Source organism: Pseudomonas sp. T8 (genome assembly GCF_024610635.1).
GTDB classification, from domain to species: domain Bacteria; phylum Pseudomonadota; class Gammaproteobacteria; order Pseudomonadales; family Pseudomonadaceae; genus Aquipseudomonas; species Aquipseudomonas chlororaphis_I.
In genome coordinates this window covers 6685327-6711677 of sequence record NZ_CP102374.1, presented here as the reverse complement: position 1 = coordinate 6711677, position 26351 = coordinate 6685327, and the positions used below count along the sequence as shown (strand labels likewise).

The following is a 26351-nucleotide window of genomic DNA, read 5'->3' as shown; positions in this document are numbered from 1 at the left end:
GCTATCCGCAGATGCTTACTGTGGCATTGCCGGAATCGGCTCTGTCGGCGCCGGCAAGGTGCTGGCGGGAGGCGGGGTCACGATCTCGGTGGACGGTGTCGGCTCGGCAGGTGCGCCCGGCGCAATGGGCGCCGCTTCCGCGGGTGGCGCTAGCGGTTGCGAGAAGTTCGATGCGGGTGGCGCAACGGGCGCAGTGGCCGGAGTCGGCTCGGCAGCCGGTACAGCAGGCGGTACGACAGGTGCCGGTTGCGGCGTCACGGGCGCCGGGGCTGGTGCTGCGGCGGGCTCGGCGGGCTTGGGTTCGGGCATGCCCAGATCGGTCTTCGGCTTCTCGATGATGTGCGCGGCCTTTTTCGCTTCCTGCGGCAGGAACAGTTCCACCAGGGCGAAGTAACGCTCATAGAACTTCGCCGAGGAAACCGTCTCGCTGGCGACCTTGACCATCGAGTCGTCGGTCGAGCCGATCGGCATCGACACCGAACCCAGCACGCCCACCCCCAGGCTCGCCGAGTTGTTGACCTTCTTCAGCGCATAACGGTCCTGCAGGGCGTTGGCGAACACCGTGGAGCGGTGATCGGTACTGCCGTCCTGGGCGCACACCACGCTGAAGCTGATCTCCATGTGGGTTTCGCCCGTCTGCTGGAAGCTCTTGTGACCACTGACCAGTTTCGGATCGCTGCTGGTGATGATGTAGCCCTGGCTGAGCAGTGCGCGACGGGCGGCCTCGCAGGACGCCGTGTCACTCACCGGGTAATTGCGCGAAAAGGTGCCGGAGTCATCGAAGTTTTCATGCTCGTAAATGGCGGTCTTCTGCGACGAACAACCGGCGACGGCCGCCAGCAGCAGCGTCAACCCGGCGGCACGCAGGTGAAATGATCTATGCATCGAAAATCCTGAGGAAAACGGTCCGGGGCGTATTGTGCAACAGTTCGAGGCCACAGGGCGCGCGGATTAGTGTCTTAAGGTGAATACAAGGTTACTGACCACGGTTTGCCGGAAAAAGTCGCGCGCACAGATGATCGATGAACACACGTAGCTTGGCGGCAGTGTGCCGGCTCGCAGGCCAGAGCAGCCAGAAGGTGCCGTTGTGTTCGAGATGCTCGTCCAGCACCCGCTGCAACTCGCCCCGCTCGACCGCTTCGTGAACCATGAAGTCGGGCAGGCAGGCGATCCCCAGGTCGCGCCGTACCGCGTGGTCCAGCGCTTCGATCGAGGTACTGACAAAACGTGTCGGCAGCAGCGGTTCCGGGGCGTCGACCGCTCGTCGCAATGGCCAGTGCTCGATTTTGCCCGTGTTGTGGAAGGTATGCCGCAAGCACCCGTGGTTAGCCAGGTCCGCGGGCGTCTGCGGAACGCCATGCTCGCGAAAGTACTCAGGCGTCCCCACCAGCACCAGGCGGTACTGCCCCAAGGACCGGGCCACCAGCCGTGAGTCACCGGGGCTGCCGGTACGTATCACGGCATCGAACCCCTCTTCCACGACATCCACTATGCGGTCCGTCAGCACGATATCCAGCTCGATCTCCGGATAACGCTGCATGAACTCCACCAACACTGGCATCACCAGGCCATGCACCTGCGGCAGGCTGACCCGCAGCTTGCCCCTCGGAGCATTGGAAGACTTGCACAGATCGAATTCGGCCGCCTCGACCTCGGCGACAATCCGGCGGCAGCGCTCGAGAAAACCTGCACCTTCGGCGGTCAGGGTGATGCTGCGGGTACTGCGATGAAACAGTTGGGTCTCCAGGCGCTCCTCGAGCCGCGCGATGCTCTTGCCGACAGCCGAAGACGATACCCCCAACAACCGCCCCGCCTCGGTAAAACTGCGGGTTTTCGCCACTTGCAGGAAGACTGAGATATTGCTCAACCAGTCCATCGCCAACCTCGCTATTGCGGACATGGATGTCCGATAAGTTCGGAACCTTAGCCTATTTTTCTCTTTATCACAGCGCCCTACCCTCAGCCTCCCTACTTCCTGAAACCTGTAGCGAGCCTGAGACCATGACCGAACCTCTTGCCACCGTCGACCTGCTGGACATCGAGTCCAGACGTCACGACCGACTTCCGCTGAGCGGCCTGCTGGCGCTGGCGACCGCCGGGTTCATCACCATCCTTACCGAAGCCATGCCAGCCGGCCTGTTGCCACAGATGAGCCAGGACCTGGCGGTGTCCCCGGCGCTGGTGGGCCAACTGGTTACGCTGTACGCCATTGGTTCGCTCCTGGCGGCGATCCCGCTGGTGATCCTCACCCAGGGCTGGCGCCGCCGGCCCTTGCTGATGATCGCGATAGGCGGCTTTGCGCTGGTCAACAGTGTCACCGCGTTCTCCACCCAATACAGCCTGATCCTGGTCGCGCGCTTTTTTGCCGGGATATTCGCCGGGCTGCTCTGGGCCCTGCTGGCCGGATATGCCAGCCGCATGGTCGCACCGCACCTGCAAGGCCGGGCCATCGCCGTCGCCATGCTTGGCGCACCGTTGGCGCTGTCCCTGGGAGTGCCGGCGGGCACACTGCTCGGTGCATTGGTCGGCTGGCGGGCCAGCTTTGCCTTGATGACGGTGCTGACTCTGGTTCTACTCGGCTGGGTGCGCTGGCAGGTGCCGGACTTTCCCGGCCTGCGCAGCGACAAGCGCCTGTCGCTGAAGAGCGTGTTTGCCTTGCCCGGGGTCAAGCCGGTGCTGTTCGTGACCTTCGCTTATGTCCTGGGCCACAACATCCTCTACACCTATATCGCGCCGCTCCTGGAGCCGGCCGGTATCACCGGGCAGATCGACCGGGTGTTGCTGGTATTCGGGTTGACCGCGGTGCTGAGCATCTGGGTCGTCGGCCTGCTGATCGATCGCTGGTTGCGGCGGCTGGTGCTGGTCAGTTGCATCCTGTTCGGCCTCTGTGCACTGCTGCTGGCGCTGCGCCCCGACGCGCCAGCCGCGGTCTACGCCTCGATGGTCCTCTGGGGCTTGTCGTACGGTGGCCTCGGCACCCTGCTGCAGACAGCCCTGGCGAAGACTTCCGGTTCCTCTGCCGACGCCGCGCAGTCGATGCTGGTGACCGCCTGGAACCTGGCCATCGCCGGTGGCGGGCTGGTGGGGGGCATACTGCTGGAAGGTCCCGGGGTACTGTCGTTTCCCTGGGTGATCATCGGCCTGCTGCTGGTTTGCCTGGTAGTGGTCGTGAACGCCCGCCGCCATGGGTTTCCCGCCATAGGCTGAAAACAAAAACCCCGGCGCGTTGGCCGGGGTCTCTGTTTGTGACTTCAGTCAGGCATCAGAAGCGCTTGATGTCAGCCTGGTTTTCCAACTGCTTGCGGTACGCTGCGAAGTCTTGCTGCCCCATACGCGAGGCGAGGAAGCGGCGGTACTGAGCCTTTTCTTCGTCGCTCGGTGCAGCGGCTTCGTTCACACCATTGAGCTGCAGGACCACCAGGCTGCCGTTCGGCAGGGTCACGCTGCTGAAGGTCGGCTTGTCCTTGGCCGCTGGCTTGGCCATGCGGAACAGGGCCTGCAACACGATCGGCTCGACGCCTTCCTGGCCGCGGGTCACTGCTTCGGAAACCTTCCAGTTCTGGCCATCGACAGGCGCCTTCAGCGCAGTCTTGCCTTCGCGCAGGCTGGCGATCAAGGCATCGGCCTTGGCCTTGGCGGCAGCACTGGCGTGCTCCTTGGCCAATTGCGTGCGGATGCTGCTGGCGACGCTTTCCAGCGGCAGTTGCTCTGGCTTGCGATGCTCTTTGGCGCGCAGGACCACTACGGTTTCCGGATCCAGTTCGATGGCGGTGCTGTTGGCACCTTCATCCAGTACTTCAGGGCTGAAAGCAGCCTGAATCACGGCGCGATTGGCGGCGATGCCCTCGCCCCCTTCACGCCCGAATGGAGCGGAAGTGTGCACGGTCAGTTTCAGCTCTTGAGCCGGCTGGGCCAGATCCGAAGCTTCGAACGAGGAGTCTTCCAGTTGCTTGGTCGCCTCGACAAAACGCTGCTCGACCTGCTGGGTTTTCAGCTCGCGGGTCAGCTTGTCTTTCAGGCTGGCGAAGCTCGGTACTTCAGGTGCTTCGACGCCCAGCAGCTTGATCAGGTGGAAACCGAAACCGGTGCGTACCGGCGCCGAAACCTGATCCTTGTTCAAGGCGTACAACGCTTCCTCGAAGGCCGGGTCATAGACGCCAGGGCCGGCATAACCGAGGTCACCACCGTTGTTCGCCGAACCCGGGTCCTGGGAGAACTCCTTGGCCAGCGCCTCGAAGCTTTCGCCCTTGGCCAGGCGCGCCTGGATCTCTTCGATCTTGGCCTTGGCCTGTGCTTCGTTCACCTTGTCGTTCACTTCGATCAGGATGTGTGCGGCACGGCGTTGCTCGGACAGGTTGGCGGTTTCTTTCTGATACAGCGCCTGCAGCTCTTCGTCCTTGACGCTGACCTGATCGAAGAAGGAAGCCTTCTTCAACTCCAGGTAGTCGATGACCACCTGGTCCGGCGACATGAATTCCTTGGCGTGTTCGTCGTAGTAAGCCTTGACCTCGTCGTCGGTCAGCTTGACTGCCGCCGGGTCGGCCTTGATGGTCAGGGAGGCATAATCGCGGGTCTGCTTTTCCAGGCGAGCGAATGCCAGCACCTGTGCATCGGTGACAAAACCGCTGCCAGCCAGACCGGCGCGCACTTGGCCAATCAGCATTTCCTGAGCCAGCATCTGACGGAACTGCATCCGGCTATAACCCAGCTGACGGATCACCTGGTCGAAACGCTCAGGGCTGAACTTGCCGTCCACCAGGAACTCCGGCGTTTGCAGGATCACCTGGTCCAGAGCGGCGTCAGAGAAGGCGAACTTGGAGTTTTCCGCGCCTTGCAGCAGCAGCTTGCGGTCGATCAGACCTTTGAGAGCCGCTTCACGCAGCAGCTTCTCGTCGAGCAAGGAAGCATCGAAATCCTTGCCCAGTTGTTGCATGAGCTGACGGCGTTGCATATCAACCGCCTGGCTCAACTCATTCTGGGTGATTTCTTCACCATTGACCTTGGCCGCGTCCTGACTGGTGGAAGTGGCTTGAAAAATGGCATCGAAACCGGTCAGCGCCATCAGTGCGACGATGACCCCGATAATGGTCTTGGCAATCCAGCCTTGTGAATTGTCCCTGATATTCTGCAGCATGCGTCCCCCAGAAACGGTTGTACTTCAAATTAAGCAACCGTGGAGCGTGGGTAGAGTCCGGATAGAAGAAAGGCGCATCCGAGGATGCGCCTTTCTCGTAACTGGCGAAGCGGACAGAGGTTCGAACCCTCGATCCCCGATGTGACAAACCGGATTTCTAACCGGCTGCCCTACCGCTCCGCTGCCAGGTCGGGAAAGACCCCGACCCGGGTAGGCAAAGGCTTGAAGGAAGCTTAGTTAACGGCTTCTTTCAGTGCTTTACCAGCTTTGAAACCTGGTTTTTTGGCTGCAGCGATTTCCAGCGTCTTACCGGTCTGTGGGTTACGACCAATGCGAGCAGGACGATCGGTAACAGAGAAAGTACCGAAACCAACCAGTACAACGGAGTCGCCAGCCTTAAGAGCGCCAGTGACGGATTCGATTACTGCATCCAGCGCACGGCCAGCAGCAGCTTTCGGGATATCAGCAGATGCAGCGATAGCATCAATCAGTTCCGACTTGTTCACTCTAAGTCCCCTTATATATCTATTTGAGTATGATTCTAAGTTTTTTGGTGAAAGCAAAAACCAGTGCTGAATGGCCTACAGACACTTAAGAGCCGCTTTATAACAAGGGCTCTAAAAAGCTGTCAAGGAAGCCCCCCAGGCTAATGCGTACTAATGCGTGCTAATTCTTTCCTTAGAGTCAGACTCGCGTTTTTCATCCTTTGCAACTATCTCGGGAGCCACATCCGGCAAGGGCTCCGGCGCGTATTGCAGCGCAATTTGGAGGACTTCGTCAATCCATTTAACTGGCTTAATTTGAAGATCCTGCTTGATATTGTCAGGAATTTCCTTCAAATCGCGCACATTTTCTTCTGGAATGATGACAGTCTTGATTCCACCACGATGTGCTGCAAGAAGTTTCTCTTTCAAACCACCGATCGCCAACACTTGGCCACGCAGGGTAATTTCCCCGGTCATGGCCACATCAGCCCGTACCGGAATGCCGGTCAATGCCGAAACCAGGGCCGTGCACATGCCTACGCCAGCACTAGGGCCGTCTTTCGGGGTCGCCCCTTCCGGCATATGGATATGGGTGTCGCGCTTCTCGTGGAAGTCCAGGGGGATCCCCAGGCTCTTCGCACGGCTACGCACCACCGTCAGCGCCGCAGTGATCGACTCGACCATCACGTCACCCAGCGAACCGGTCTTGATCAACTGACCTTTGCCAGGCACCACGGCCGCTTCGATGGTCAGTAGCTCACCACCGACCTGGGTCCAGGCCAGGCCTGTTACCTGACCGATCTGATCCTGCTGCTCGGCCAGGCCATAGCGGAATTTGCGCACGCCGAGGAAATGCTCCAGCAGGTCGGAAGTGACCTTCACCGAGAAGCGTTTTTCAAGCGCATGCTCCTTGACCGCCTTGCGGCAAACCTTGGCAATCTGGCGCTCCAGCCCACGCACACCGGCTTCGCGGGTGTAGTAACGGATGATGTCGCGAATGGCTTCTTCGTCGAATTCCAGCTCGCCCTTCTTCAGGCCGTTGGCCTGAATCTGCTTGGGCGACAGGTATTTGACCGCGATGTTGATCTTCTCATCCTCGGTGTAACCCGGCAGACGAATCACCTCCATCCGGTCCAGCAACGCTGGCGGAATATTCATCGAGTTGGAGGTGCAGAGGAACATCACATCGGAGAGGTCGTAATCGACTTCCAGATAGTGGTCGTTGAAGTTGTGGTTCTGCTCGGGGTCGAGCACTTCGAGCAATGCCGAAGCCGGATCGCCACGCATGTCGCTGCCCATCTTGTCGATTTCATCGAGCAGGAACAGCGGGTTGCGAACGCCCACTTTCGTCATCTTTTGAATCAATCTTCCTGGCATCGAACCGATGTAGGTACGACGATGGCCACGAATTTCCGCCTCATCACGCACGCCGCCGAGGGCCATGCGCACGAATTTACGGTTGGTGGCGTGGGCAATCGACTCCGCCAGGGAGGTTTTACCGACCCCAGGAGGCCCGACCAGGCACAGTACCGGGCCACGAATCTTCTTCACGCGCTTTTGCACGGCGAGGTATTCGAGAATCCGCTCTTTGACTTCTTCCAGGCCATAGTGATCCGCATCGAGGATATCTTCGGCGCGCGCCAGGTCCAGACGAACCTTGCTCTGCGCCTTCCACGGCACCTGAACCAGCCAGTCGATGTAGGAACGCACCACTGTGGCCTCGGCCGACATCGGCGACATTTGCTTGAGCTTGTTCAGCTCGGCCTGGGCCTTGGCCAGGGCGTCCTTTGGCAAGCCGGCGGCGTCGATGCGCTTTTTCAGCTCTTCGACTTCGTTATGACCTTCGTCACCGTCGCCCAGCTCTTTCTGAATGGCCTTCATCTGCTCATTCAGGTAGTACTCGCGCTGGCTGCGCTCCATTTGTTTCTTCACGCGACCGCGAATGCGCTTCTCGACCTGCAACAGATCGATTTCCGCATCCAGCAACGCCAGCACGTGCTCGACACGCGCCGACAGGTCGATGATTTCGAGAATTTCCTGCTTCTGCTCGATTTTCAGCGCCATGTGCGCAGCCATGGTATCTACCAGGCGGCTCGGCTCATCGATGCTGTTGAGGGACGACAGCACTTCGGCAGGGACTTTCTTGCCCAGCTGCACGTACTGCTCGAACTGGGACAACAGACTGCGGACGAAGACTTCCGACTCACGCTCAGGAGCGTCCACCTCGTCAATCAGGGCGACTTCGGCACGGCAGTGGCCATCCACTTCGCTGAAACGCTCCACAGCACCCCGCTGCTCGCCCTCGACCAGTACTTTGACGGTGCCGTCAGGCAACTTGAGCAATTGCAGAACAGTGGCAATGGTACCTACGCGATAGAGTGCATCTTCACCGGGATCATCATCAGCAGGATTTTTCTGAGCCAACAGAAGAATCTGCTTGTCGCCCGTCATCGCGGCCTCGAGGGCTTCGATAGACTTCTCGCGCCCCACGAACAGCGGGATAACCATGTGCGGATAAACCACGACATCACGCAATGGCAAGAGAGGCAATTCGATGGTTGTCTTCATGATTTCGCCTCTACGGCGGCCATAAGGCCGTAAACAGATGGAAGTAAGCTTGAAACCAAGATGGGGGCTGCCTCGAAAAAAAACAAGCTCAAAGACAGTACTTTAAAGGCAGTAAAAGCAAAGGGGCCCGAAGGCCCCTTCTGTCAAACCAGCAGTCCGGCGCTTAGGCGTCCGGGGCCGCCTTGGCAGTCGGCTCACTGTTTTCATAGATATACAGTGGCTTGGACTTACCTTCTATAACGCTTTCGTCGATCACTACTTTACTTACCTCGGACTGCGAGGGGATTTCGTACATAGTGTCGAGCAACACGCCTTCGAGAATCGAACGCAATCCGCGAGCACCAGTCTTACGCTCAAGCGCACGCTTGGCGACCGACTTGAGGGCATCGGTACGGAATTCCAGATCGACGCCTTCCATCTCGAACAACTTGGCATACTGCTTGGTCAAGGCGTTTTTTGGCTCGGTGAGGATCTGGATCAACGCTGCCTCATCCAGCTCGTCCAGGGTCGCAAGAACCGGCAGACGACCCACGAACTCCGGAATCAGGCCGAACTTGACCAGATCGTCCGGTTCGACTTCACGCAGGGATTCGCCGACCTTCTTGCCCTCTTCCTTGCTGCGTACTTCAGCATTGAAGCCGATGCCGCCGCGAGTCGAACGGTTCTGGATAACTTTTTCCAGACCCGAGAACGCACCACCGCAGATGAACAGGATGTTGCGCGTATCGACCTGCAGGAACTCTTGCTGCGGATGCTTGCGACCACCTTGAGGCGGAACGGAAGCCACAGTGCCTTCGATCAGTTTCAACAGGGCCTGCTGCACGCCTTCGCCCGAAACGTCACGGGTAATCGAAGGGTTGTCAGACTTGCGGGAAATCTTGTCGATTTCATCGATATAGACGATGCCCATTTGAGCTTTCTCTACATCGTAATCGCACTTCTGCAGCAGTTTCTGAATGATGTTCTCGACGTCCTCACCCACATAACCGGCTTCGGTCAGGGTGGTGGCGTCGGCAATGGTGAACGGTACATTCAACAGGCGCGCCAGGGTCTCTGCCAACAGAGTCTTGCCCGAACCTGTAGGGCCGATCAGCAAGATGTTGCTCTTGCCCAGTTCGACCTCGTCATTCTTTTTGTCACGTTGGTTGAGGCGCTTGTAGTGGTTGTATACCGCTACCGCCAGAACCTTTTTCGCACGTTCCTGACCAATCACATACTGATCAAGGATGCCGCTGATTTCTTTAGGCGAAGGCAATTTATGCGCGCTGCTTTCGGCCTGTGCTTCCTGCACCTCCTCACGGATGATGTCATTGCACAGGTCGACGCACTCGTCGCAGATAAAGACCGAGGGGCCGGCAATCAATTTGCGTACTTCATGCTGGCTTTTGCCACAGAAGGAGCAATAAAGCAGTTTGCCGTTGTCCTCGCCGTTGCGGGTGTCAGTCATTCGATCGATCCAAATCCGATAGGCTTGCAACACAAGATGAAGGCAATTGCGGGCTTTTTCAAGTCCGCAGGTGGCCGGTTAAACCAACCACCTACATTTGAGTTGCTTAGGCAGGCATTTGACGCTTGGTGATCACAGAGTCGATCAGGCCGTATTCAGCCGCACGCTCTGCGCTCATGAAGTTGTCGCGCTCGGTGTCGCGCTCGATGGTCTCGAGGCTCTGACCGGTGTGATGAGCCAGCAGCGAGTTCAGGCGCGAACGGATGTGCAGGATTTCCTTGGCATGGATGTCGATATCCGAAGCCTGGCCCTGGAAACCGCCCAAAGGCTGGTGAATCATCATCCGCGAGTTAGGCAGGCAGTGACGTTTGCCCGCTGCGCCACCGGCAAGCAGGAAAGCCCCCATGCTGCAGGCCTGGCCGATGCAGATGGTGGAAACGTCCGGCTTGATGAATTGCATGGTGTCGTAGATCGACATACCCGCAGTCACCGAACCGCCTGGCGAGTTGATGTAAAGATGGATGTCCTTGTCCGGGTTTTCCGCTTCAAGGAAGAGCAATTGTGCCGCGACCAGGTTGGCCATGTAGTCTTCTACCGGGCCAATCAGGAAGATCACCCGCTCCTTGAGGAGGCGCGAGTAGATGTCATAGGCGCGTTCGCCACGGGCGGACTGCTCGATAACCATCGGGACCAGGCCGCCTGCGGCCTGGATGTCAGAGCTCTGCTGATAATAAGAATTGCGGGACATGTCCTGCAGTCACTCCCAAATAGTCATGTCTTGAATACGCATAAGCCAGCACGAAGGCTGGCTTATGGTGTGTATTTTCGAACGAGTAAAAAATCAGTCGGCTTGTGGTGCTTCTACCGGCTTGACCGCTTCTTCGTAAGAGACCGATTTGTCGGTCACGCTAGCTTTCTGCAGAACAGTATCCACAACTTGTTCTTCCAGCACAACCGAACGGACTTCGTTCAGTTGCTGCTCGTTCTTGTAGTACCAGGACACGACCTGCTCCGGCTCTTGGTAAGCAGAAGCCATTTCCTGGATCAGCTCACGCACGCGGGCTTCGTCAGGCTTGAGGTCGAATTGCTTGACCACTTCGGCCACGATCAGACCCAGTACGACACGACGCTTGGCTTGTTCTTCGAACAGCTCGGCCGGCAGTTGATCAGGCTTGATGTTGCCACCGAACTGTTGAACGGCCTGAACGCGCAGACGGTTCACTTCGTTGTCCAACAGAGCCTTAGGCACTTCGATCGGGTTGGCAGCCAGCAGGCCGTCCATTACCTGGTTCTTGACCTTGGACTTGATGGCCTGACGCAGTTCACGCTCCATGTTCTTGCGAACTTCGGCACGGAAACCTTCCAGACCGGCTTCCTTGATGCCGAATTGAGCGAAGAACTCTTCGGTCAGTTCTGGCAGCTTAGGCTCGGAAACAGTGTTGACGGTCACGGTGAACTCGGCAGCTTTGCTAGCCAGGTCCAGGTTCTGGTAGTTCTCAGGGAAAGTCAGGTTCAGAACGCGTTCTTCACCAGCTTTGGCGCCGACCAGGCCTTCTTCGAAGCCCGGGATCATGCGGCCGGAACCCAGCACCAGCTGAGTACCCTTGGCGGAACCGCCAGCGAACACTTCACCGTCGACCTTGCCGACGAAATCGATGTTCAGTTGGTCTTCGTTTTGAGCGGCACGGTCGGCCACTTCAAAGCGAATGTTCTGCTTGCGCAGGATTTCCAGCATGTTGTCCAGGTCGGCATCAGCCACGTCAGCGCTCAGACGCTCAACGGCGATGGACTCGAAACCGGCAACGGTGAACTCAGGGAACACTTCGAACGTTGCAACGTATTCCAGATCCTTGCCCTTCTCCAGAACCTTTGGCTCAACCGAAGGAGCGCCAGCCGGGTTCAGCTTCTGCTCGACAACAGCTTCGTAGAAGGAAGCCTGGATCACGTCGCCCACAGCTTCTTGACGCGCATCAGCTTCATAACGCTGACGGATCACGCTCATTGGGACTTTGCCAGGACGGAAGCCTGGAATCTTGGCCTTTTGGGCAGTCTGCTGCAGACGCTTGTTGACCTGTGTCTCGATGCGCTCAGCCGGCACGGTGATGCTCATGCGGCGCTCAAGAGCAGAAGTATTTTCAACAGAAACTTGCATGGATATTCCTCGTTGCACAGACGTTAGCCGGCCGTTTCCGACCCCAGAATCAAGGGCATGCATTCTAGTGGGTCAAACTCAAGAAGTCACCCTACTGAAAACGGGTAAAAAAACAGCTGGCGATTTAAAGGCGGGGACCAACGGTTGAGCCTCGCCCTGAGAGCAAATACAGCGAATCAAACCAGGGCCTCTGCACCAACGCTTCTATATATAGAAGGAATGGCGCATCACCTCCCCGATAGCCGGACCAAACCACAGCCCGACTGGTAAACCTTCAGCATTCCAGCGACAAAAGGACGAGTGTTTCGTCGCTTCCTTGGCCCACCACCTGCGACCCGCTGGAAATACAAACTTCTGAAACGAAAACGGCGCAGCCCTTTTCAGGTGCTGCGCCGTTATCTGCTATATAAATAGCTACTTAATTGGTGCGGACGAAGAGACTCGAACTCTTACACCTTGCGGCGCTGGAACCTAAATCCAGTGTGTCTACCAATTCCACCACGTCCGCGTATCAAGCTTTTAAAGCAAAGGCGCCAGACTATTAATCTGGCGCCTTTCGGAATATGGGGTGGACGATGGGGATCGAACCCACGACAACAGGAGTCACAATCCTGTGCTCTACCAACTGAGCTACGCCCACCATATTGCGTTGTTGCGTTACTTGTGCCAAAGCTGCCTAATGGCGCACCCGGCAGGACTCGAACCTGCGACCATCCGCTTAGAAGGCGGATGCTCTATCCAGCTGAGCTACGGGCGCCTTATTAATCTGTATTCTTTAATGATTACAAACTAAGTGCTTTCAGTCGTTACGAGCTAAACATCAACTCTGCCCGACCTTCTTAACCAGTGCTAGGCTGTGCCCGACAAGTGCGACGAATGTTATAGACGAGCCGTTAGGTCGTCAACTCTTTTTTGAAAAAAATTCATTTAATTAAAGGAGTTAGGGGAATTTGCAGACCAAGCGCCTTTGCCCTCACGTCCTGGCATGCGAGAATGCGTTCTCTTTTTCTCTCCCTCTCGATGGTTAATCACGCGTCATGACTGCACAACTAATCGACGGCAAAGCGATCGCCGCTAGCCTGCGCCAGCAGATCGCCAAACGTGTCGCCGAGCGTCGCCAGCAAGGCCTGCGTACTCCAGGCCTCGCGGTGATCCTGGTCGGCAGCGACCCGGCCTCTCAGGTTTATGTCTCGCACAAGCGTAAAGACTGCGAAGAGGTCGGCTTTCTTTCAAAAGCCTATGACTTGCCTACAGGCACCACTCAAGAAGAACTGGCCGGCCTGATCGACCGCCTCAACGATGACCCGAACATCGATGGCGTCCTGCTACAGCTGCCACTGCCCGAACACCTCGATGCCTCCAAACTGCTGGAACGCATCCGCCCGGATAAAGACGTGGATGGTTTCCATCCTTATAACGTCGGCCGCCTGGCCCAACGCATCCCCCTGCTGCGTCCATGCACCCCGAAAGGCATCATGACCCTGCTGGAAAGCACCGGTGCCGATCTGTACGGCATGGATGCAGTCGTGGTCGGCGCTTCCAACATCGTCGGTCGCCCGATGGCGATGGAGCTGCTGCTGGCCGGCTGCACCGTTACTGTTACCCACCGCTTCACCAAGGATCTGGCCGGCCACGTCGGGCGTGCCGATCTGGTGGTCGTGGCCGCCGGCAAGCCGGGCCTGGTCAAGGGTGAATGGATCAAGGAAGGCGCCATCGTCATCGACGTCGGCATCAACCGCCAGGAAGACGGCAAGCTGGTGGGCGATGTGGTCTACGAGACCGCCCTGCCCCGCGCTGGCTGGATCACCCCGGTACCGGGGGGCGTCGGCCCGATGACGCGTGCCTGCCTGCTGGAAAACACCTTGTACGCGGCAGAAACGCTGCACGACTGACCCTGGGAAACATCCCGGATAAAAAGAACCCCGCCATTGGCGGGGTTCTTTGTTTCTGCTCGCCGAAAACCTGGACCGAATACCCCCGCTTGCAGCGGACGATCTACTCATCAGAAAGAAGAGGATCGAACTGGTACAAATCTGGTACAGGATGAAATTTAATTTACCTGGAGCCCTTTACCTACGGGCGTGTAGCTCTTTCCTGGCACATACTCATAAAATGTAACGTTTTTCTGAAAGCAGCCCGTTGCAGAACGGCATATCCACTTCATGAGTCCGCCCGCGTGAAAATCCGTCTTTCTATCCTGAGCCTATTTTTTGCACTTACAGGCACCTTTATCACGCAGAGCGCCGTCGCTCGCGAAACCACCGAAGCGCCGCGCGATCCCTCCCAACTGCATATTGCCTCCGGCAGCGCCCTGCTGCTGGACCTGCAGACCAACAAGGTCATTTATTCCAGCAATCCCGACGTGGTCGTGCCCATCGCGTCGGTGACCAAGCTGATGACCGGTCTGATCGTACTCGACGCCAAACAACCGCTGGATGAATACATCTCCGTGGACATCAGCAACACCCCGGAAATGAAAGGTGTGTTTTCCCGGGTCAAGCTCAAGAGCGAGCTGCCGCGCAAGGAGATGCTGCTGATCGCCCTGATGTCGTCGGAAAACCGTGCCGCCGCCAGCCTCGCCCACCACTACCCGGGCGGGTATGCAGCCTTTATTGCCGCCATGAACGCCAAGGCCAAGGCACTGGGCATGACCAGCACGCACTATGTCGAGCCGACCGGCCTGTCGGTCCATAACGTGTCCACCGCACGGGACCTGAGCAAACTGTTGCTGGCGGCGCGCAAATACCCGCTGCTGAGCGAGCTGAGCACCACCAAGGAAAAGACCGTGGCGTTCCGCAAACCCAACTACACCCTGGGCTTTCGCAACACCGATCACCTGGTCAACAGGGCCAACTGGGACATCAAGCTGACCAAGACCGGCTTTACCGATGAAGCAGGCCACTGCCTGGTACTGGTGACCAGCATGAGCAACCGCCCGGTCGCCCTGGTGATTCTCGACGCCTTCGGCAAATACACGCACTTCGCCGATGCCAGCCGCATCCGCCAGTGGCTGGAAACCGGTAAAAGCGGCTCGGTACCGAATGCCGCCTTGAGCTACAAAGCCGGCAAAAACCTGAAAAGCCGTCAGAGCGGCGTCGCCCAGACTGCCGAATAGAAGCTGGCGGACCCAAAAAAGGCCGCGGATCTGTCGATCGCGGCCCTTTCAAAGACGGCGCCCCTGGGCGCCGTCAGCGTTTCTGCAATCTCAGTTGGCGCTCAACGCCTTGGTCGCTCGTGCTGCCGCGTTCTCCTGCCCGGCCTGGGCCAACTCATCGGCCGCCCTCAGCCAACGCTGGCGATCGACCTGGGCGGGTACCTGGGTCGGCCCCTGAATCAGCACCGCCCAGTGCCCCGCACTGCTCCAGGCCGATTCGAACTTGACAAAGTCCATCAACAGACGGCGATTCATTCCCGCTCGCAGCAACACCGTCTGCTTGTGCCGGTTATAGCCCGCCAGCACGGCATAGCGAGGTTCGGCCCAGAACGCCGAGCCTTCGGTGTAACGCACCATCACCGGGTATCCCGCGGCAACCTGGGTCAGCAGCGCCGCTAAATTGTCGTCCAGCGGATAGACCACCATCCCGTACTCACGCGCCAGGGTCAGCATGTTCTGCTGCAACTTCGTCTCGGCGCCTGGCAGGTGCAACGGCTTGTCCAGTAGGCCCGGGGTGATCACGATACCTTGCTGGGACAGCATGCTGGCCAGGGTGCCCGGGCCGCTCTGATAGGTTTCGCCGCGGAAAAACGGTACGCCGTTGAGTTCCACCCGCTCGGGCAGGCGCTGAATCTCCGGCTGCACGCTGCTGGCGCAACCGGCCAGCGTCAGGGCGCAGGCGCCCGCCAACAACAGTGTTCGAAATCGCAGAAACATCCGTTCCATCATGACTCTCTTGTGCAGACGCCAAGCCAGGAGCCCCGGCCGAAACGCTGATCATAGGGCGCCACGAGGCAAGGGTATAGCGTCAAGCCGCAGTAATTTGCGCCTCATAGAGCAAACCGTTTGATGACACTCGACTATTGGTCAATGGCTTGAAACACAACCGCGACTAGACTGTCCATTGCAACGAGTGTGTGCCCCGGACAGGGCAAAAAGGAGGCATGTATGAGCCTGACAACGACAATCCTGATGCTGATCGGCGGCTGGCTGGCCGTCGCCGCTGCCATGCTCTGGGGCGTCCTGCGAATCGCTCGCCGGCACCATCATCCGCGCTTGCCGACTCCCGCCGCGAAAACCGCAAAACCGGCCCGGCATCACGCCACCGCGCACTGACTGGCGCTTTTTCTCCCACCCAATAAAAAACGGCGGCCTGTGTCCTTGAACACAGGCCGCCGTCGGTTGTTGCCGCGAATCAGGCTTCGACTTCCGCCTCCGCCGTCACGCGCTTCTGCCGGGCACGACGGGCCAGCATGTTCAGCCCCTCGATGGCCGCCGAGAAAGCCATGGCCGCGTACACATAACCTTTTGGTACATGGGCACCGAAACCTTCGGCGATCAGCGTCATGCCGATCATGATCAGGAAGCCCAGGGCCAGCATGACCACCGTCGGGTTGTCATTGATGAACTTGGCCAGAGGCTCGGCCGCCAGCAGCATCACCAGTACCGACACCACCACCGCGATGATCATGATCGGCAAGTGCTCGGTCATGCCGACGGCGGTGATGATGCTGTCGATGGAGAACACCATGTCCAGCATCAGGATCTGGCCGATCGCCGCGGCGAACCCCAGGGACACGCCAGCGGTCTCGCTTTTGCTGTCCTGCGGCTCCGGGTCCATGCTGTGATGGATCTCCGTGGTGGCCTTCCACAGCAGGAACAGGCCGCCGGCAATCAGGATCATGTCCTTCCAGGAGAAGACCTGGCCGAAGACATCGATCACCGGCTCGGTCAGTTGCACGATGAAGGCGATGGTGCTGAGCAACGCCAGACGCAGGATCAGGGCCATGCCGATACCGATCCGCCGGGCCTTGGCCCGGTGTTGCTCGGGCAGCTTGTTGGTCAGGATCGAAATGAAGATCAGGTTATCGATGCCGAGCACGATTTCCATGACCACCAGGGTTGCCAGGGCGACCCAGGCGGTGGGGCTGGCGGCGAGTTGTAAAAGGTATTCCATGGCTCAGTCCTGAGTCGGGGGTATGGGGGAATCAGATTTCCTGGGACGACGAGGTGGCTTCTTTGGCCTCGTCAGCCGGCTTTTCCTGCTTGCTGATCAAACCCTGGGTCGCCTCGCTGATCGCCTGTTCGGCGGCCTTGTGCGTGTCGTCGATTGCCTGCTTGGCGTTTTCCGCGGCCTTGCCCAACAGCTGCTGCGCGCTTTTTTCCGCCTGCTCGCAACCGGCAAGGGTAATCAACGACAACGCCAGCAACGATGCGGCGATGGATTTATAGGTCATTGCGCTTTCCTCGTTAGAACGGACCGGGCCGAGACGATGGCCCGTCAATAGCGAGGCATTCTATGGAAGCGAACACTTCAGGAAAATTCGTATTTTTAACGGCTATACTTCGATTTTTACGAATCAAAGCCAGCCATGCTCAATTACCGTCAACTGCATTACTTCTGGGTCGTCGCCAAGACCGGCAGCATCGTCCGGGCCTGCGAGCAACTGAACCTGACCCCGCAAACCATCAGCGGGCAGATCACCCTGCTCGAACAAACCTATGGCATCGAGTTGTTTCGCCGGGTCGGCCGGCAACTGGAGTTGACCGAAGCTGGGCGCCAGACCCTGCCCTACGCCGAGCAGATGTTCCAGCTGGGCGGCGAACTGGAAGCCATGCTCCAGGCCCAGCCCAACGAGCAGCAGATCCTGTTCCGGGTCGGCGTGGCCGATGTGGTGCCCAAATCGATCGTCTATCGCCTGATCGCCCCGATCATGGAGCTGAGCGAACCGATCCGCATCACCTGCCGCGAGGACAAGCTCGAACGCCTGCTGGCCGACCTGGCCATCCAGCGCCTGGACCTGGTGATCTCCGACAGCCCCATGCCTTCGCACCTGGACATCAAGGGCTACAGCCAGAAACTCGGCGAGTGCGGCATCAGCTTTTTCGCCACCGAAGAACTGGCCGAGCGCTATGGAACGAACTTCCCCCATAGCCTGCATGGCGCTCCGTTGCTGATTCCCGGGCAGGAAACCGTGGTGCGCAGCCGCCTGCTGCGCTGGCTGGCCGAGCAGCAGATACAACCCAGGATCATCGGTGAGTTCGACGACAGCGCCTTGATGCAGGCATTCGGTCAGTCGGGCAGCGGGATCTTCATCAGTCCCAGCGTGATCGCCGACGAAGTGCGGCGCCAATACGGCGTGCAACTGATCGGCCAGACCGACGCGGTCAGCGAGTCGTTCTACGCCATTTCGGTCGAACGCAAGGTCAAGCACCCCGGCATCGTGGCGATCACCGAAGGCGCTCGCCGCGAGCTGTTCACCGCCATGGGTGCTTGAGGGGAATCAGGCGCAGCTGGCCTGTGGCTTGAGGGTCATCAACAGCAGGGCCAGCAGGATCGACACCAGGATAAAACCAGCGGCGGCAAACCCCAGGCTACCCAGCCCCAGGGTATCGATGACCCGGCCGCCGACCATGGCGCCCAGGCCGATCCCCAGGTTGGCCCCGGCGATATTCAACGACGCAGCAAACGCCGGCGCCTGAGGCGCGGCCTTGATCAGACGGACATGGCTGACCAGGAACAGCGCCGCCTGGGTCACGCCCCAGACACCCATGGCCGCGGCCAGGCCCAGCGGCGAGTGGATGCTCGGCACCAACGCCACCATGCCGCCGATCATCAAGGCGCAGAAGCCCATGGACGCCAGCAACGGATGACGGTCCACCGCGCGGCCGCCCAGCGAGTTGCCGATCAGCCCCACCGCGCCGAAGCCCATCAGGCACCAGCCGACCAGCGTGCCGTTGAAACCGGCCAGGCGCTCGAGGATGTCCGCCAGGTAGGTGTAGGCGGTGAACATGCCACTGAACACCAGGATCGACAGCAGCACATGCCCCTGCATCAAGGGGCTGCGCAGGATGCCGAACTGCGAGCGCAGGCTGGCCTGCTCGTTGTGCACGCGGGTCTGCGGCAGGTAGACATACAGCAGCAGCGCCTTGGCAAACGCCACCAGCGCCAGGATGCCGAACGCACTGCGCCAGCCGAAGGCATCGGAAATCAGCGTGCCCACCGGAATGCCGAACACCGTGGCGCAGACAATACCGAAGCCGATCTTGGCGATGGCCCGTCCGGCGTAGTCGGGGCCGACGATGTCCACCGCGGTTTCGCTGGCCAGGGCCCAGAACACCGGCAAGCCCAGCGCCGGGATCAGCCGCGCCACCGCCATCACCCAGATATTCGGCGCCAGCGCCGCCAGGGTATTGGCCAGGCCGAACATCACCAGTACCGAGATGAACAGGCGCTTGCGCTGGAAACGGGCGAAATAGGCCGTCAGGAACGGCCCGAACGCCGCCACGGTGAAGGCGAACAAGGTCACCAGCAGGCCGGCCTGCGGCACGCTGACCGCAAGATCCCGGGCAATCGAAGGCAGCAGGCCGACAATGATGAACTCCGTCGTCAGCACGGTAAAACCGGCGGCTGACAACAGCAGAATGGGCAACAGCATGGAAAACTCCGGAAACGACGACATCAGCGATGGCCTGGGGGCCCGCTGACTGGAGATGAGAAGAGGATGGCGAATCCTAACAGAATGTGTCCGCGCATGTCTGGGGTAGCGGCGAAAAAACCGCAGGCTACTCTAGAAGGCTCGGGTGGCAGATCGTCACATCCGTGGGCGAACCCCGTGTGATAAAGTCCGCCCCCTGCCGCAACACCCCGTACCTCCAGCAACTCACCAGCACGGCGTCCCCCGTCGACGCACGGCATATTAAAAAAATCAGAGATACCGCTATGACTGCTTCACCCCCGTCGCTCCTGGAAAAACTCAAACGCACCAGCCTGGTCACGCAGATCGTCATTGGCCTGATCGCCGGTATCGCCCTGGCGCTGCTGGCCCCCGAACTGGCGAAATCCACCGCCTTTATCGGCAAGGTCTTTGTCTCGGCACTGAAAGCCGTCGCGCCGATCCTGGTGTTCGTGCTGGTGATGGCTTCCATCGCCAACCACAAGCACGGCCAGGAAACCCATATCCGCCCAATCCTCTGGCTCTACCTGCTGGGCACTTTCGCCGCGGCGGTGGTGGCGGTGATCGCCAGCAGCCTGTTCCCCTCCTCCCTGGTGCTGAGCACCCATGACGTCGCCATCTCCGCCCCCGGCGGCATCAGCGAAGTCCTGCAAAGCCTGCTGCTGAGCGTGGTGGACAACCCAGTCAGCGCGCTGATGAACGCCAACTTCATCGGCATCCTGGCCTGGGCCATCGGCATGGGCGTGGCCATCCGCCATGCCGGCAACACCACCCGCACCGTGCTGGACGACCTTTCCAATGGCGTGACCCTGATCGTGCGAGTGGTGATCCGCTTCGCCCCGCTGGGCATCTTCGGCCTGGTGGCCTCGACCCTGGCGACCTCGGGCTTCGGCGCCTTGCTCGGTTATATGCATCTGCTGGCGGTACTGATCGGCTGCATGCTGTTCGTCGCGCTGGTGATGAACCCGCTGATCGTGTTCTGGAAGATCCGCCGCAACCCGTTCCCGCTGGTGCTCATGTGCCTGCGCGAAAGCGGCATCACCGCGTTCTTCACCCGCAGTTCGGCGGCCAACATTCCGGTCAACCTGGAACTGAGCAAGCGCCTGGGCCTGCATGAAGACACCTATTCGGTGTCGATCCCGCTGGGGGCCACCATCAACATGGCCGGCGCCGCCATCACCATCACCGTGCTGACCCTGGCCGCCGTGCATACCCTGGGCATTGCCGTCGACCTGCCCACCGCCGTGCTGCTCAGCGTGGTCGCCGCCATCTGTGCCTGTGGCGCTTCCGGCGTGGCTGGCGGTTCGCTGCTGTTGATTCCGCTGGCCTGCAGCCTGTTCGGCATCCCCAGCGAAATCGCCATGCAGGTGGTCGCCGTCGGCTTCATCATCGGCGTGCTACAGGACTCGGCGGAAACCGCGCTGAACTCCTCCACCGACGTGCTCTTCACCGCCGCCGCGTGCATGGCCCAGGAAGAGAGGGTCCGCCAGACCGCCTGAGCCTGCATGCACAGCGCGCACTAAAAAGCCCGGCAAGGCTCGCACCTTGCCGGGCTTTTTTATCGGCTTAGCAGCCGGCTACATCAGAAGGCGCTATTTCAGAAAGCACCCATGTAGTCGCGCTTGCCGATTTCCACGCCGTTGTGGCGCAGGATCGCGTAGGTGGTGGTGACGTGGAAGAAGAACTGCGGCAGACCGTAGGTCAGCAGGTAGGACTGGCCGCTGAAGCGCTTCTCTTTCGGGGTGCCCGGACGGGTGACGATCTCGATGCCTTCCTTGCCATCGATCTGCGCCGGCTGGATGCCGTCGATAAAGGCCAGAACCTTGGCCAGCAGCGCCTGCAGCTCGGCAAAGGTGGTTTCAGTGTCGTCGTACTTCGGCACTTCGACTTCGGCCAGGCGGGCCGAAACGCCCTTGGCGAAATCGACGGCGATCTGCACCTGACGGATCAGCGGGAACATGTCCGGGTACAGGCGGGCCTGCAGGAAGGCATTCGGGTCGATGTTCTTCGCCGTGGCGTGGGCTTCGGCCTTGTTCAGGACATCGCTCAGGGCGTTGAGCATTTGCTTGAAGACAGGAACGGAGGCGGCGTACAGGGAAATGGTCATGGTGATCTCGACAGGCTGACGGAAAAAAGCGGAAACAAAGGTGGCGCGATTATAGACCTGCCTGAGCCTCGCCGGCGGCTTGTCTTTTATCCAGCAAGGATTAGGCTAGTCGCCTTCGACAGCATAGGGAAAGCGCGATGAGCATCGAGCAAGAAACCTCCAGCGAGCAATTGCAACTGACCAGCACCGAACTGCGCATTCTCGGGTCGCTGATCGAGAAGCAGGCAACCAGCCCGGAAACCTATCCGCTGACCCTCAATGCCCTGGTCATCGCCTGCAATCAGAAAACCAGCCGCGAACCGGTGATGAACCTCACCCAGGGCCTGGTCGGCCAGAGCCTGCGCGCCCTGGAAAACCGCGGCTTCGCCCGCCTGGTGATGGGCAGCCGCGCCGACCGCTGGGAGCATCGCCTGGACAAGGCGCTGGAACTGGTGCCGGCGCAAGTGGCACTGGCCGGCCTGCTGTTCTTGCGCGGCCCGCAGACCGTCAACGAACTGCTGACCCGCAGCGGGCGCATGCATGATTTCGAAGACAGCGAACAGGTGGTGCATCAACTGGAGCGCCTGATCGCACGCGGCCTGGCGCTGCTGATTCCGCGCCAGGCCGGCCAGCGCGAAGATCGCTACATGCACGCCCTGGGAGACCCGGCGGATATCGAGGCGATCCTCGCCGCCCGGCAGAACTCGGTGGAACGCAGTTCGGGCAGCGGCGTATCGGCGGAGCGCATCGAAGAGCTGGAAGCGCGCATCGCCGCCCTCGAAGAGCGCCTGGCGAAACTCGAAGGCTGATCGCCCCCGCCTCTGTGGCAGCGCCTGGTAGCCGCTGCCGCAGTCGGCGCAACGTCTCAAAGACTACAAAAGCCCCTACTCCCCGTCCCAGTAATCCACCCCGTCCGCATGCCGCGCCACCGCGACGAATCCCGAGGCGTTGCCCTCATCGTCGATCTTGAAGTCCTTCATCACCACATACTTGCCGGAATCCGGGTATTCGCAGATATCCGGCGCCTCCTGGGTGCTGACCGCCAGATAGCGCAGCTCGCCCTGGCTGGTGTTGATGATCTGGTGCGCGGTGTCCATGTCGCCCGGCGGGCAGGCGATCACATCGCCGGCGCGGATGGCAAAACGCTCGGCGCCGAGACGGATCTCGCCCTCGCCGGCGACTATGTAGAACATCTCTTCGTTGACGCGATGGTTATGGAAGGGGCTGGCGCGCATCCCCGGGCCCAGGGCAATCAGCCGGTAGCCGAGCTTCCGGGCACCCAGTTGCTGACCGATACGGGCGATGCGCTGGACATAACGGCCGGCGGTGTCGCCGGTGGGGCTCAGGGCTTCAGGCAGCGGCTGAAGGTCCGCCTGATCCAGATTGAGAATGGCAGGTGGCATAACGGTCCTCGATCACGGTGGCGTGGAACAGGGGCAAGTCTTGGCTTGCTGGCGACCAGTATAGGCAGGGCTTCGCGCGCCACCGACCAGCCCTGCTCCACCCACCGATCAGGCCCGGGCGAAGGCCACCGCCTGCTGGAACTGCTCGGCGCTGGGGCGCACGCCGGTGTACAGCACGAACTGCTCCAGCGCCTGGATGGCGATCACTTCCAGGCCGGTGATCACCTGTTTGCCTTCGGCCCGGGCGCGCAGGATCAGCGGGGTTTCCGCCGGCACCGCCACCACGTCGAACACGGTGCGCGCGGCCTGGATCGCCTCGACCGGGAACGCCAGCTGGTCGGCCTCGGGACCGCCGCTCATACCGATCGGGGTGACGTTGATCAGCATCTGCGGGCGCAACTCGCCCAGCTCAGCCTGCCAGGCATAGCCCAGGGAGTCGGCGAGGGCCTGCCCGGCTTGGGCATTGCGGGCAACTATCACGCCATCGTGGTAGCCACCATCGCGCAAGGCGCTGGCCACCGCCTTGGCCATGCCGCCGCTGCCGCGCAGGGCAAAGCGGGTGTCCTTGGGGATCCGGTGGCTGTCGAGCAACTGGGCGACGGCGATGTAATCGGTGTTGTAGGCCTTGAGGTGGCCGTTGGTGTTGACGATGGTGTTGATCGACTGGATCGCGCTGGCCGAGGCGTCCAGTTCGTCCACCAGGGCAATGCAGGCCTCCTTGAACGGCATGGACACGCCACAGCCGCGAATGCCCAGGGCGCGGATCCCACCGACGGCGCCTGGCAGGTCCTGGCTGCTGAACGCCTTGTAGTAGAAGTTCAGGCCCAGCTGTTCATACAAATGATTGTGAAAGCGCAGGCCGAAATTCCCCGGACGCCCTGACAGCGACATACACAACTGGGTGTCTTTGTTGGGGTTTATCTGCATGTTGATCTCCTTGGAACGCACTTTCGGATAGACGGGATTAGCCAGTCATCGGGTTCTGCCCGATCATATCGACAGCGCCTGAAAGACGGGCCTGTCGCCTACGGACGAGGGTAAAGAAGCCGGTACAGACCTTACACAAAATTTACCCGGCGGCTGTGCAGTTTTTCAGAAAAAAGCTGTCTTAGAAGTATCCCCGCGACAGTCCTCGCGTCTATTGCAGACCGAGCGCTGGGGTCGGAACCGAGGAATAGCCATGATGCGTAAAATCCCCAAGATAGCCTTGCTCATTGGTGCACTTGCTGTCGCCGGTCAAGCGTCCGCCCACGGTGGCGGTGGTTGGGGTGACCCGGCGGTAGTCGGTGCAGTGGTCGGCGCAGCGGTGGTGGGTTCGGTGATCGCCAGCCACAGTCGCCCGGTCTACGTGCAACAACCGGTCTATGTTCAGCCGCAACCGGTGTATGCCGCGCCGCCACCGGTCTACTACCAGCCACAGCCGGTGTACGTGGAAGGCCCGCCGGTCTATTACCGTCCGGCCCCGGTGTATTACGGCCCGCCTCGCGGTTACTACGGCCCGCCACGCCATTACTACTATGGCCCTGGCCGCTGGTAATTCCGGCGACCGCACACCCACAGGCCCCGCCTTCACCAGCGGGGCCTGTTGCGTTTGAAACAACCCTGAAACGTCTGAATAAATCTTGCAGAGGTCGCTGCCGGGACAGCTTTTGCGATTCAATCCGGCAATAGTGTTGCCAAAGGCAGCCCCTACGCTGAAGCCTACAATTGTCATATTTATGTCATGTCAGGTCCGCAAGATCGGATCTGTCCACAAAACGGCCCCATAACAACAAGGACGACGCCCATGCCGACACAAAACCCCCATCACTCCCCCACCCTGGGTACCGCGAGCAAGGTGTATAGCGCCCTGACCGAACTCAAGCACCTGGAAGGCCACCGCAGCGCCAAGTTCCTGGCCTTGCTGGCCGAGCACCTGGTGCGCAAGGGCCTGTTGCACGACCCGGAAGTGGTCTACATGCTCGATCAGGTCGTCGACTGATCGGGCTGGCGCTTTTTTCGCCGGTATCGATGTCCACTATCGAGCGCGGTGATTTTTCGTCGAACCTCTCGGTCCGTAAGGTAGCCCCATTGATTGATGGAGGTACTTATGCCCAAGGTTCAGATCATGTCCGTTATCGGTAGCGCCGTTCCCACCTCGCTCAGGGAGCTGGGGTTGCTGGCGTGTTGGTACCTGGTGCGCGACGGCGAGCCGGTCAGCGGCCCGCTCACTTCGCTGACCGCCGCCCAGGCCCTGTCGCAAAAGATCGAGCAGCGCGTCCTGCATGCCTAAGGCAGCGGCAGCTGTGTCCGCGGCCGGGTATCGACGAACAGGTCCCAGCTCGAGATGAACAGCGCGGCGATCAACGGCCCGATGACAAAGCCGTTCAGGCCGAAGATCGCCAGGCCCCCCAGGGTCGAAATCAGAATCAGGTAGTCCGGCATCCTGGTGTCCTTGCCCACCAGGATCGGGCGCAGCACGTTGTCCACCAGGCCGATCACGAACACCCCGTACAAGCCCAGCAACACGCCTTGCCAGATCGCCCCGCTGAGCAGGAAGTACAGGGCCACCGGACCCCAGACGATCGCCGCGCCCACCGCCGGCAACAACGACAGCAAGGCCATCAGCACCGCCCACAGCAGCGGGCTGGGAATCTCCAGAAACCAGAAAATCAGCCCGCCCAGCACCCCCTGGCTGACCGCCACCAGCACGTTGCCCTTCACCGTGGCCCGCACCACCCGACTGAACTTGAGCTGCAACCGGCGCTTCTGATGCTCGGCCAACGGCACCGCGATGCGCACCTTGCGTACCAGTTCGGCGCCATCGCGCAAAAAGAAGAACAACAGGTACAGCATCACGAAAAAGCTCACCACGAACTTGAAGGTGCCCTGGCCGACGCTGAAAGCCTGGGTGGCGAAGAACTGGCTGCCTTGCAGCGCGCTCTTGACGATCTTCTCGCGCACGCTCTCCAGCTCACCCAGGCCGAAGCGGTCCAGCAGCTGCTGGAAGTACAGCGGCAGGCTGTGCTTGAACCGGTCCAGCTGACCGGCGATGTCCAGTTCGCCGCTTTCGATGCTCTGGTAAAGGTTGGCGCCCTCCTGCACCAGCAGGGTGCTGATGATGACCACCGGCAGAATCGCGCTCACCAGGCAGATGCTCAGGGTGCAAAAGGCCGTCAGGTTGCGTGGCCAACCGAACTTGATTTGCAGGCGCCGATGCAGCGGGTCGAACAGGATGCCGAGAATCACCGCCCAGAACACCGCGCCGTAAAAGGGCAGCAGGATCCAGATGAAGGCGACGGTCACCAGGGTCAGCAGAAGCAACAGGCTTTTGTGTTGCATGAGGTGCTGGTTCATCTCCGCTTCCTGTCAATAAGGCCCAGGACGCCGCAAAGCGCCCCTAAAGCATTAGTCCGTCGGTGTTCGGCCAAGTGCCCTGTTTTATTCGTCGAGCATAGATCCAGATCAATGAAGTCTGTTGGCCCA

At 60.1% G+C, this 26351-nt stretch carries 25 protein-coding genes, 3 tRNA genes and 1 pseudogene; 10 read left to right on the top strand and 19 right to left on the bottom strand.

Features of this window, described 5'->3' with window-relative positions; genetic code table 11:
• Positions 1 to 15: 15 nt before the first annotated feature.
• Both NRG23_RS30490 and NRG23_RS30485 read right to left on the bottom strand, forming a co-directional pair.
• The gene (locus tag NRG23_RS30490; RefSeq protein WP_257373203.1) at positions 16 to 885 is read right to left on the bottom strand and encodes a DUF2242 domain-containing protein; all 870 of its coding nucleotides are present in this window, start codon (positions 883 to 885) and stop codon (positions 16 to 18) included.
• Between the two features lie 91 nt (positions 886 to 976).
• Positions 977 to 1876, bottom strand: a complete 900-nt coding sequence (locus tag NRG23_RS30485) for a LysR family transcriptional regulator (RefSeq protein ID WP_038633698.1) — start codon at positions 1874 to 1876, stop codon at positions 977 to 979.
• Between the two features lie 125 nt (positions 1877 to 2001).
• Between NRG23_RS30485 and NRG23_RS30480 the strand changes: the two genes are divergently transcribed.
• Positions 2002 to 3207: an MFS transporter gene (locus NRG23_RS30480; RefSeq protein WP_009049848.1), complete on the top strand. Its 1206-nt coding sequence runs from the start codon at positions 2002 to 2004 to the stop codon at positions 3205 to 3207.
• Between the two features lie 55 nt (positions 3208 to 3262).
• Here the strand turns inward: NRG23_RS30480 and NRG23_RS30475 are convergent, their stop codons facing one another.
• From NRG23_RS30475 to NRG23_RS30435, 9 genes are all read right to left on the bottom strand, one after another.
• Entirely contained in the window at positions 3263 to 5134 is a 1872-nt protein-coding gene (locus NRG23_RS30475) for a SurA N-terminal domain-containing protein (protein ID WP_023964295.1), read from the bottom strand.
• A 233-nt stretch (positions 5135 to 5367) separates the two neighbouring features.
• Positions 5368 to 5640 (bottom strand): HU family DNA-binding protein, encoded by a 273-nt coding sequence (locus NRG23_RS30470; protein WP_002552737.1) that lies wholly within the window; start codon positions 5638 to 5640, stop codon positions 5368 to 5370.
• Positions 5641 to 5790: 150 nt separating this feature from the next.
• The gene (gene lon, locus NRG23_RS30465; RefSeq protein WP_016701944.1) at positions 5791 to 8187 is read right to left on the bottom strand and encodes an endopeptidase La; all 2397 of its coding nucleotides are present in this window, start codon (positions 8185 to 8187) and stop codon (positions 5791 to 5793) included.
• 163 nt (positions 8188 to 8350) lie between these two features.
• Positions 8351 to 9634: an ATP-dependent Clp protease ATP-binding subunit ClpX gene (gene clpX / locus NRG23_RS30460; protein WP_007927204.1), complete on the bottom strand. Its 1284-nt coding sequence runs from the start codon at positions 9632 to 9634 to the stop codon at positions 8351 to 8353.
• A 106-nt stretch (positions 9635 to 9740) separates the two neighbouring features.
• On the bottom strand, positions 9741 to 10382 hold the full coding sequence (clpP, locus tag NRG23_RS30455) for an ATP-dependent Clp endopeptidase proteolytic subunit ClpP (RefSeq protein WP_007927205.1): 642 nt from the start codon (positions 10380 to 10382) through the stop codon (positions 9741 to 9743).
• Between the two features lie 93 nt (positions 10383 to 10475).
• Entirely contained in the window at positions 10476 to 11786 is a 1311-nt protein-coding gene (tig, locus tag NRG23_RS30450) for a trigger factor (protein ID WP_009049851.1), read from the bottom strand.
• Positions 11787 to 12209: 423 nt separating this feature from the next.
• Positions 12210 to 12294, bottom strand: a tRNA-Leu gene (locus NRG23_RS30445).
• A 56-nt stretch (positions 12295 to 12350) separates the two neighbouring features.
• Positions 12351 to 12426: transfer RNA gene (locus NRG23_RS30440), tRNA-His, on the bottom strand.
• A 40-nt stretch (positions 12427 to 12466) separates the two neighbouring features.
• Positions 12467 to 12543 (bottom strand) — tRNA-Arg (locus tag NRG23_RS30435).
• A gap of 280 nt (positions 12544 to 12823) precedes the next feature.
• Here NRG23_RS30435 and folD point away from each other — a divergent pair.
• Both folD and pbpG read left to right on the top strand, forming a co-directional pair.
• Positions 12824 to 13678, top strand: coding sequence for a bifunctional methylenetetrahydrofolate dehydrogenase/methenyltetrahydrofolate cyclohydrolase FolD (folD, locus tag NRG23_RS30430; RefSeq protein WP_009049852.1), 855 nt, complete (start codon positions 12824 to 12826; stop codon positions 13676 to 13678).
• A gap of 284 nt (positions 13679 to 13962) precedes the next feature.
• The gene (gene pbpG / locus NRG23_RS30425) at positions 13963 to 14901 is read left to right on the top strand and encodes a D-alanyl-D-alanine endopeptidase (protein ID WP_009049853.1); all 939 of its coding nucleotides are present in this window, start codon (positions 13963 to 13965) and stop codon (positions 14899 to 14901) included.
• 90 nt (positions 14902 to 14991) lie between these two features.
• Here the strand turns inward: pbpG and NRG23_RS30420 are convergent, their stop codons facing one another.
• Positions 14992 to 15666, bottom strand: a complete 675-nt coding sequence (locus tag NRG23_RS30420; RefSeq protein WP_257373202.1) for a PA2778 family cysteine peptidase — start codon at positions 15664 to 15666, stop codon at positions 14992 to 14994.
• A gap of 222 nt (positions 15667 to 15888) precedes the next feature.
• On the opposite strand from NRG23_RS30420, the gene NRG23_RS30415 reads away from it, so the two are divergent.
• Positions 15889 to 16056 (top strand): hypothetical protein, encoded by a 168-nt coding sequence (locus tag NRG23_RS30415; protein WP_009049855.1) that lies wholly within the window; start codon positions 15889 to 15891, stop codon positions 16054 to 16056.
• Positions 16057 to 16135: 79 nt separating this feature from the next.
• On the opposite strand, the gene NRG23_RS30410 is transcribed toward NRG23_RS30415, so the two are convergent.
• Together NRG23_RS30410 and NRG23_RS30405 are read right to left on the bottom strand one after the other, a co-directional pair.
• Positions 16136 to 16897: a TerC family protein gene (locus tag NRG23_RS30410; protein WP_038577699.1), complete on the bottom strand. Its 762-nt coding sequence runs from the start codon at positions 16895 to 16897 to the stop codon at positions 16136 to 16138.
• A 31-nt stretch (positions 16898 to 16928) separates the two neighbouring features.
• Positions 16929 to 17177 carry a hypothetical protein gene (locus tag NRG23_RS30405; RefSeq protein WP_009049857.1) on the bottom strand — a complete coding sequence of 83 codons (249 nt, stop codon included), beginning with the start codon at positions 17175 to 17177 and terminating at the stop codon, positions 16929 to 16931.
• A 135-nt stretch (positions 17178 to 17312) separates the two neighbouring features.
• Here NRG23_RS30405 and nhaR point away from each other — a divergent pair.
• Positions 17313 to 18209, top strand: a pseudogene (nhaR, locus tag NRG23_RS30400) (transcriptional activator NhaR); the annotation flags it as partial.
• Between the two features lie 15 nt (positions 18210 to 18224).
• On the opposite strand, the gene NRG23_RS30395 reads toward nhaR, so the two are convergent.
• Positions 18225 to 19379: an MFS transporter gene (locus tag NRG23_RS30395; RefSeq protein WP_009049859.1), complete on the bottom strand. Its 1155-nt coding sequence runs from the start codon at positions 19377 to 19379 to the stop codon at positions 18225 to 18227.
• A gap of 284 nt (positions 19380 to 19663) precedes the next feature.
• Here NRG23_RS30395 and sstT point away from each other — a divergent pair, with 284 nt between their 5' ends.
• Positions 19664 to 20896 carry a serine/threonine transporter SstT gene (gene sstT / locus NRG23_RS30390; protein WP_028682979.1) on the top strand — a complete coding sequence of 411 codons (1233 nt, stop codon included), beginning with the start codon at positions 19664 to 19666 and terminating at the stop codon, positions 20894 to 20896.
• Between the two features lie 98 nt (positions 20897 to 20994).
• On the opposite strand, the gene NRG23_RS30385 is transcribed toward sstT, so the two are convergent.
• Complete coding sequence (locus tag NRG23_RS30385) at positions 20995 to 21504, bottom strand: DUF1993 family protein (RefSeq protein ID WP_009049861.1); 510 nt, start codon at positions 21502 to 21504, stop codon at positions 20995 to 20997.
• Positions 21505 to 21641: 137 nt separating this feature from the next.
• On the opposite strand from NRG23_RS30385, the gene NRG23_RS30380 reads away from it, so the two are divergent.
• Positions 21642 to 22292, top strand: coding sequence for a YceH family protein (locus NRG23_RS30380; protein WP_028682978.1), 651 nt, complete (start codon positions 21642 to 21644; stop codon positions 22290 to 22292).
• A 75-nt stretch (positions 22293 to 22367) separates the two neighbouring features.
• Here NRG23_RS30380 and NRG23_RS30375 read toward each other — a convergent pair whose 3' ends face one another.
• Both NRG23_RS30375 and NRG23_RS30370 read right to left on the bottom strand, forming a co-directional pair.
• On the bottom strand, positions 22368 to 22886 hold the full coding sequence (locus tag NRG23_RS30375) for a cupin domain-containing protein (protein ID WP_028682977.1): 519 nt from the start codon (positions 22884 to 22886) through the stop codon (positions 22368 to 22370).
• A 108-nt stretch (positions 22887 to 22994) separates the two neighbouring features.
• Positions 22995 to 23813, bottom strand: coding sequence for a shikimate 5-dehydrogenase (locus NRG23_RS30370; RefSeq protein ID WP_028682976.1), 819 nt, complete (start codon positions 23811 to 23813; stop codon positions 22995 to 22997).
• 253 nt (positions 23814 to 24066) lie between these two features.
• Here NRG23_RS30370 and NRG23_RS30365 point away from each other — a divergent pair, with 253 nt between their 5' ends.
• The 3 genes from NRG23_RS30365 (at position 24067) to NRG23_RS30355 (ending at position 25158) form a co-directional block, all read left to right on the top strand.
• Positions 24067 to 24423 carry a hypothetical protein gene (locus NRG23_RS30365; protein WP_257373201.1) on the top strand — a complete coding sequence of 119 codons (357 nt, stop codon included), beginning with the start codon at positions 24067 to 24069 and terminating at the stop codon, positions 24421 to 24423.
• 249 nt (positions 24424 to 24672) lie between these two features.
• Positions 24673 to 24867 carry a hypothetical protein gene (locus NRG23_RS30360; protein ID WP_007927235.1) on the top strand — a complete coding sequence of 65 codons (195 nt, stop codon included), beginning with the start codon at positions 24673 to 24675 and terminating at the stop codon, positions 24865 to 24867.
• A gap of 108 nt (positions 24868 to 24975) precedes the next feature.
• Positions 24976 to 25158 (top strand): hypothetical protein, encoded by a 183-nt coding sequence (locus NRG23_RS30355; protein WP_007927236.1) that lies wholly within the window; start codon positions 24976 to 24978, stop codon positions 25156 to 25158.
• Here the strand turns inward: NRG23_RS30355 and NRG23_RS30350 are convergent.
• Positions 25155 to 26222, bottom strand: coding sequence for an AI-2E family transporter (locus NRG23_RS30350; protein WP_009049865.1), 1068 nt, complete (start codon positions 26220 to 26222; stop codon positions 25155 to 25157). The two genes, NRG23_RS30355 and NRG23_RS30350, sit on opposite strands and share 4 nt — an antisense overlap.
• Positions 26223 to 26351 lie beyond the last annotated feature (129 nt).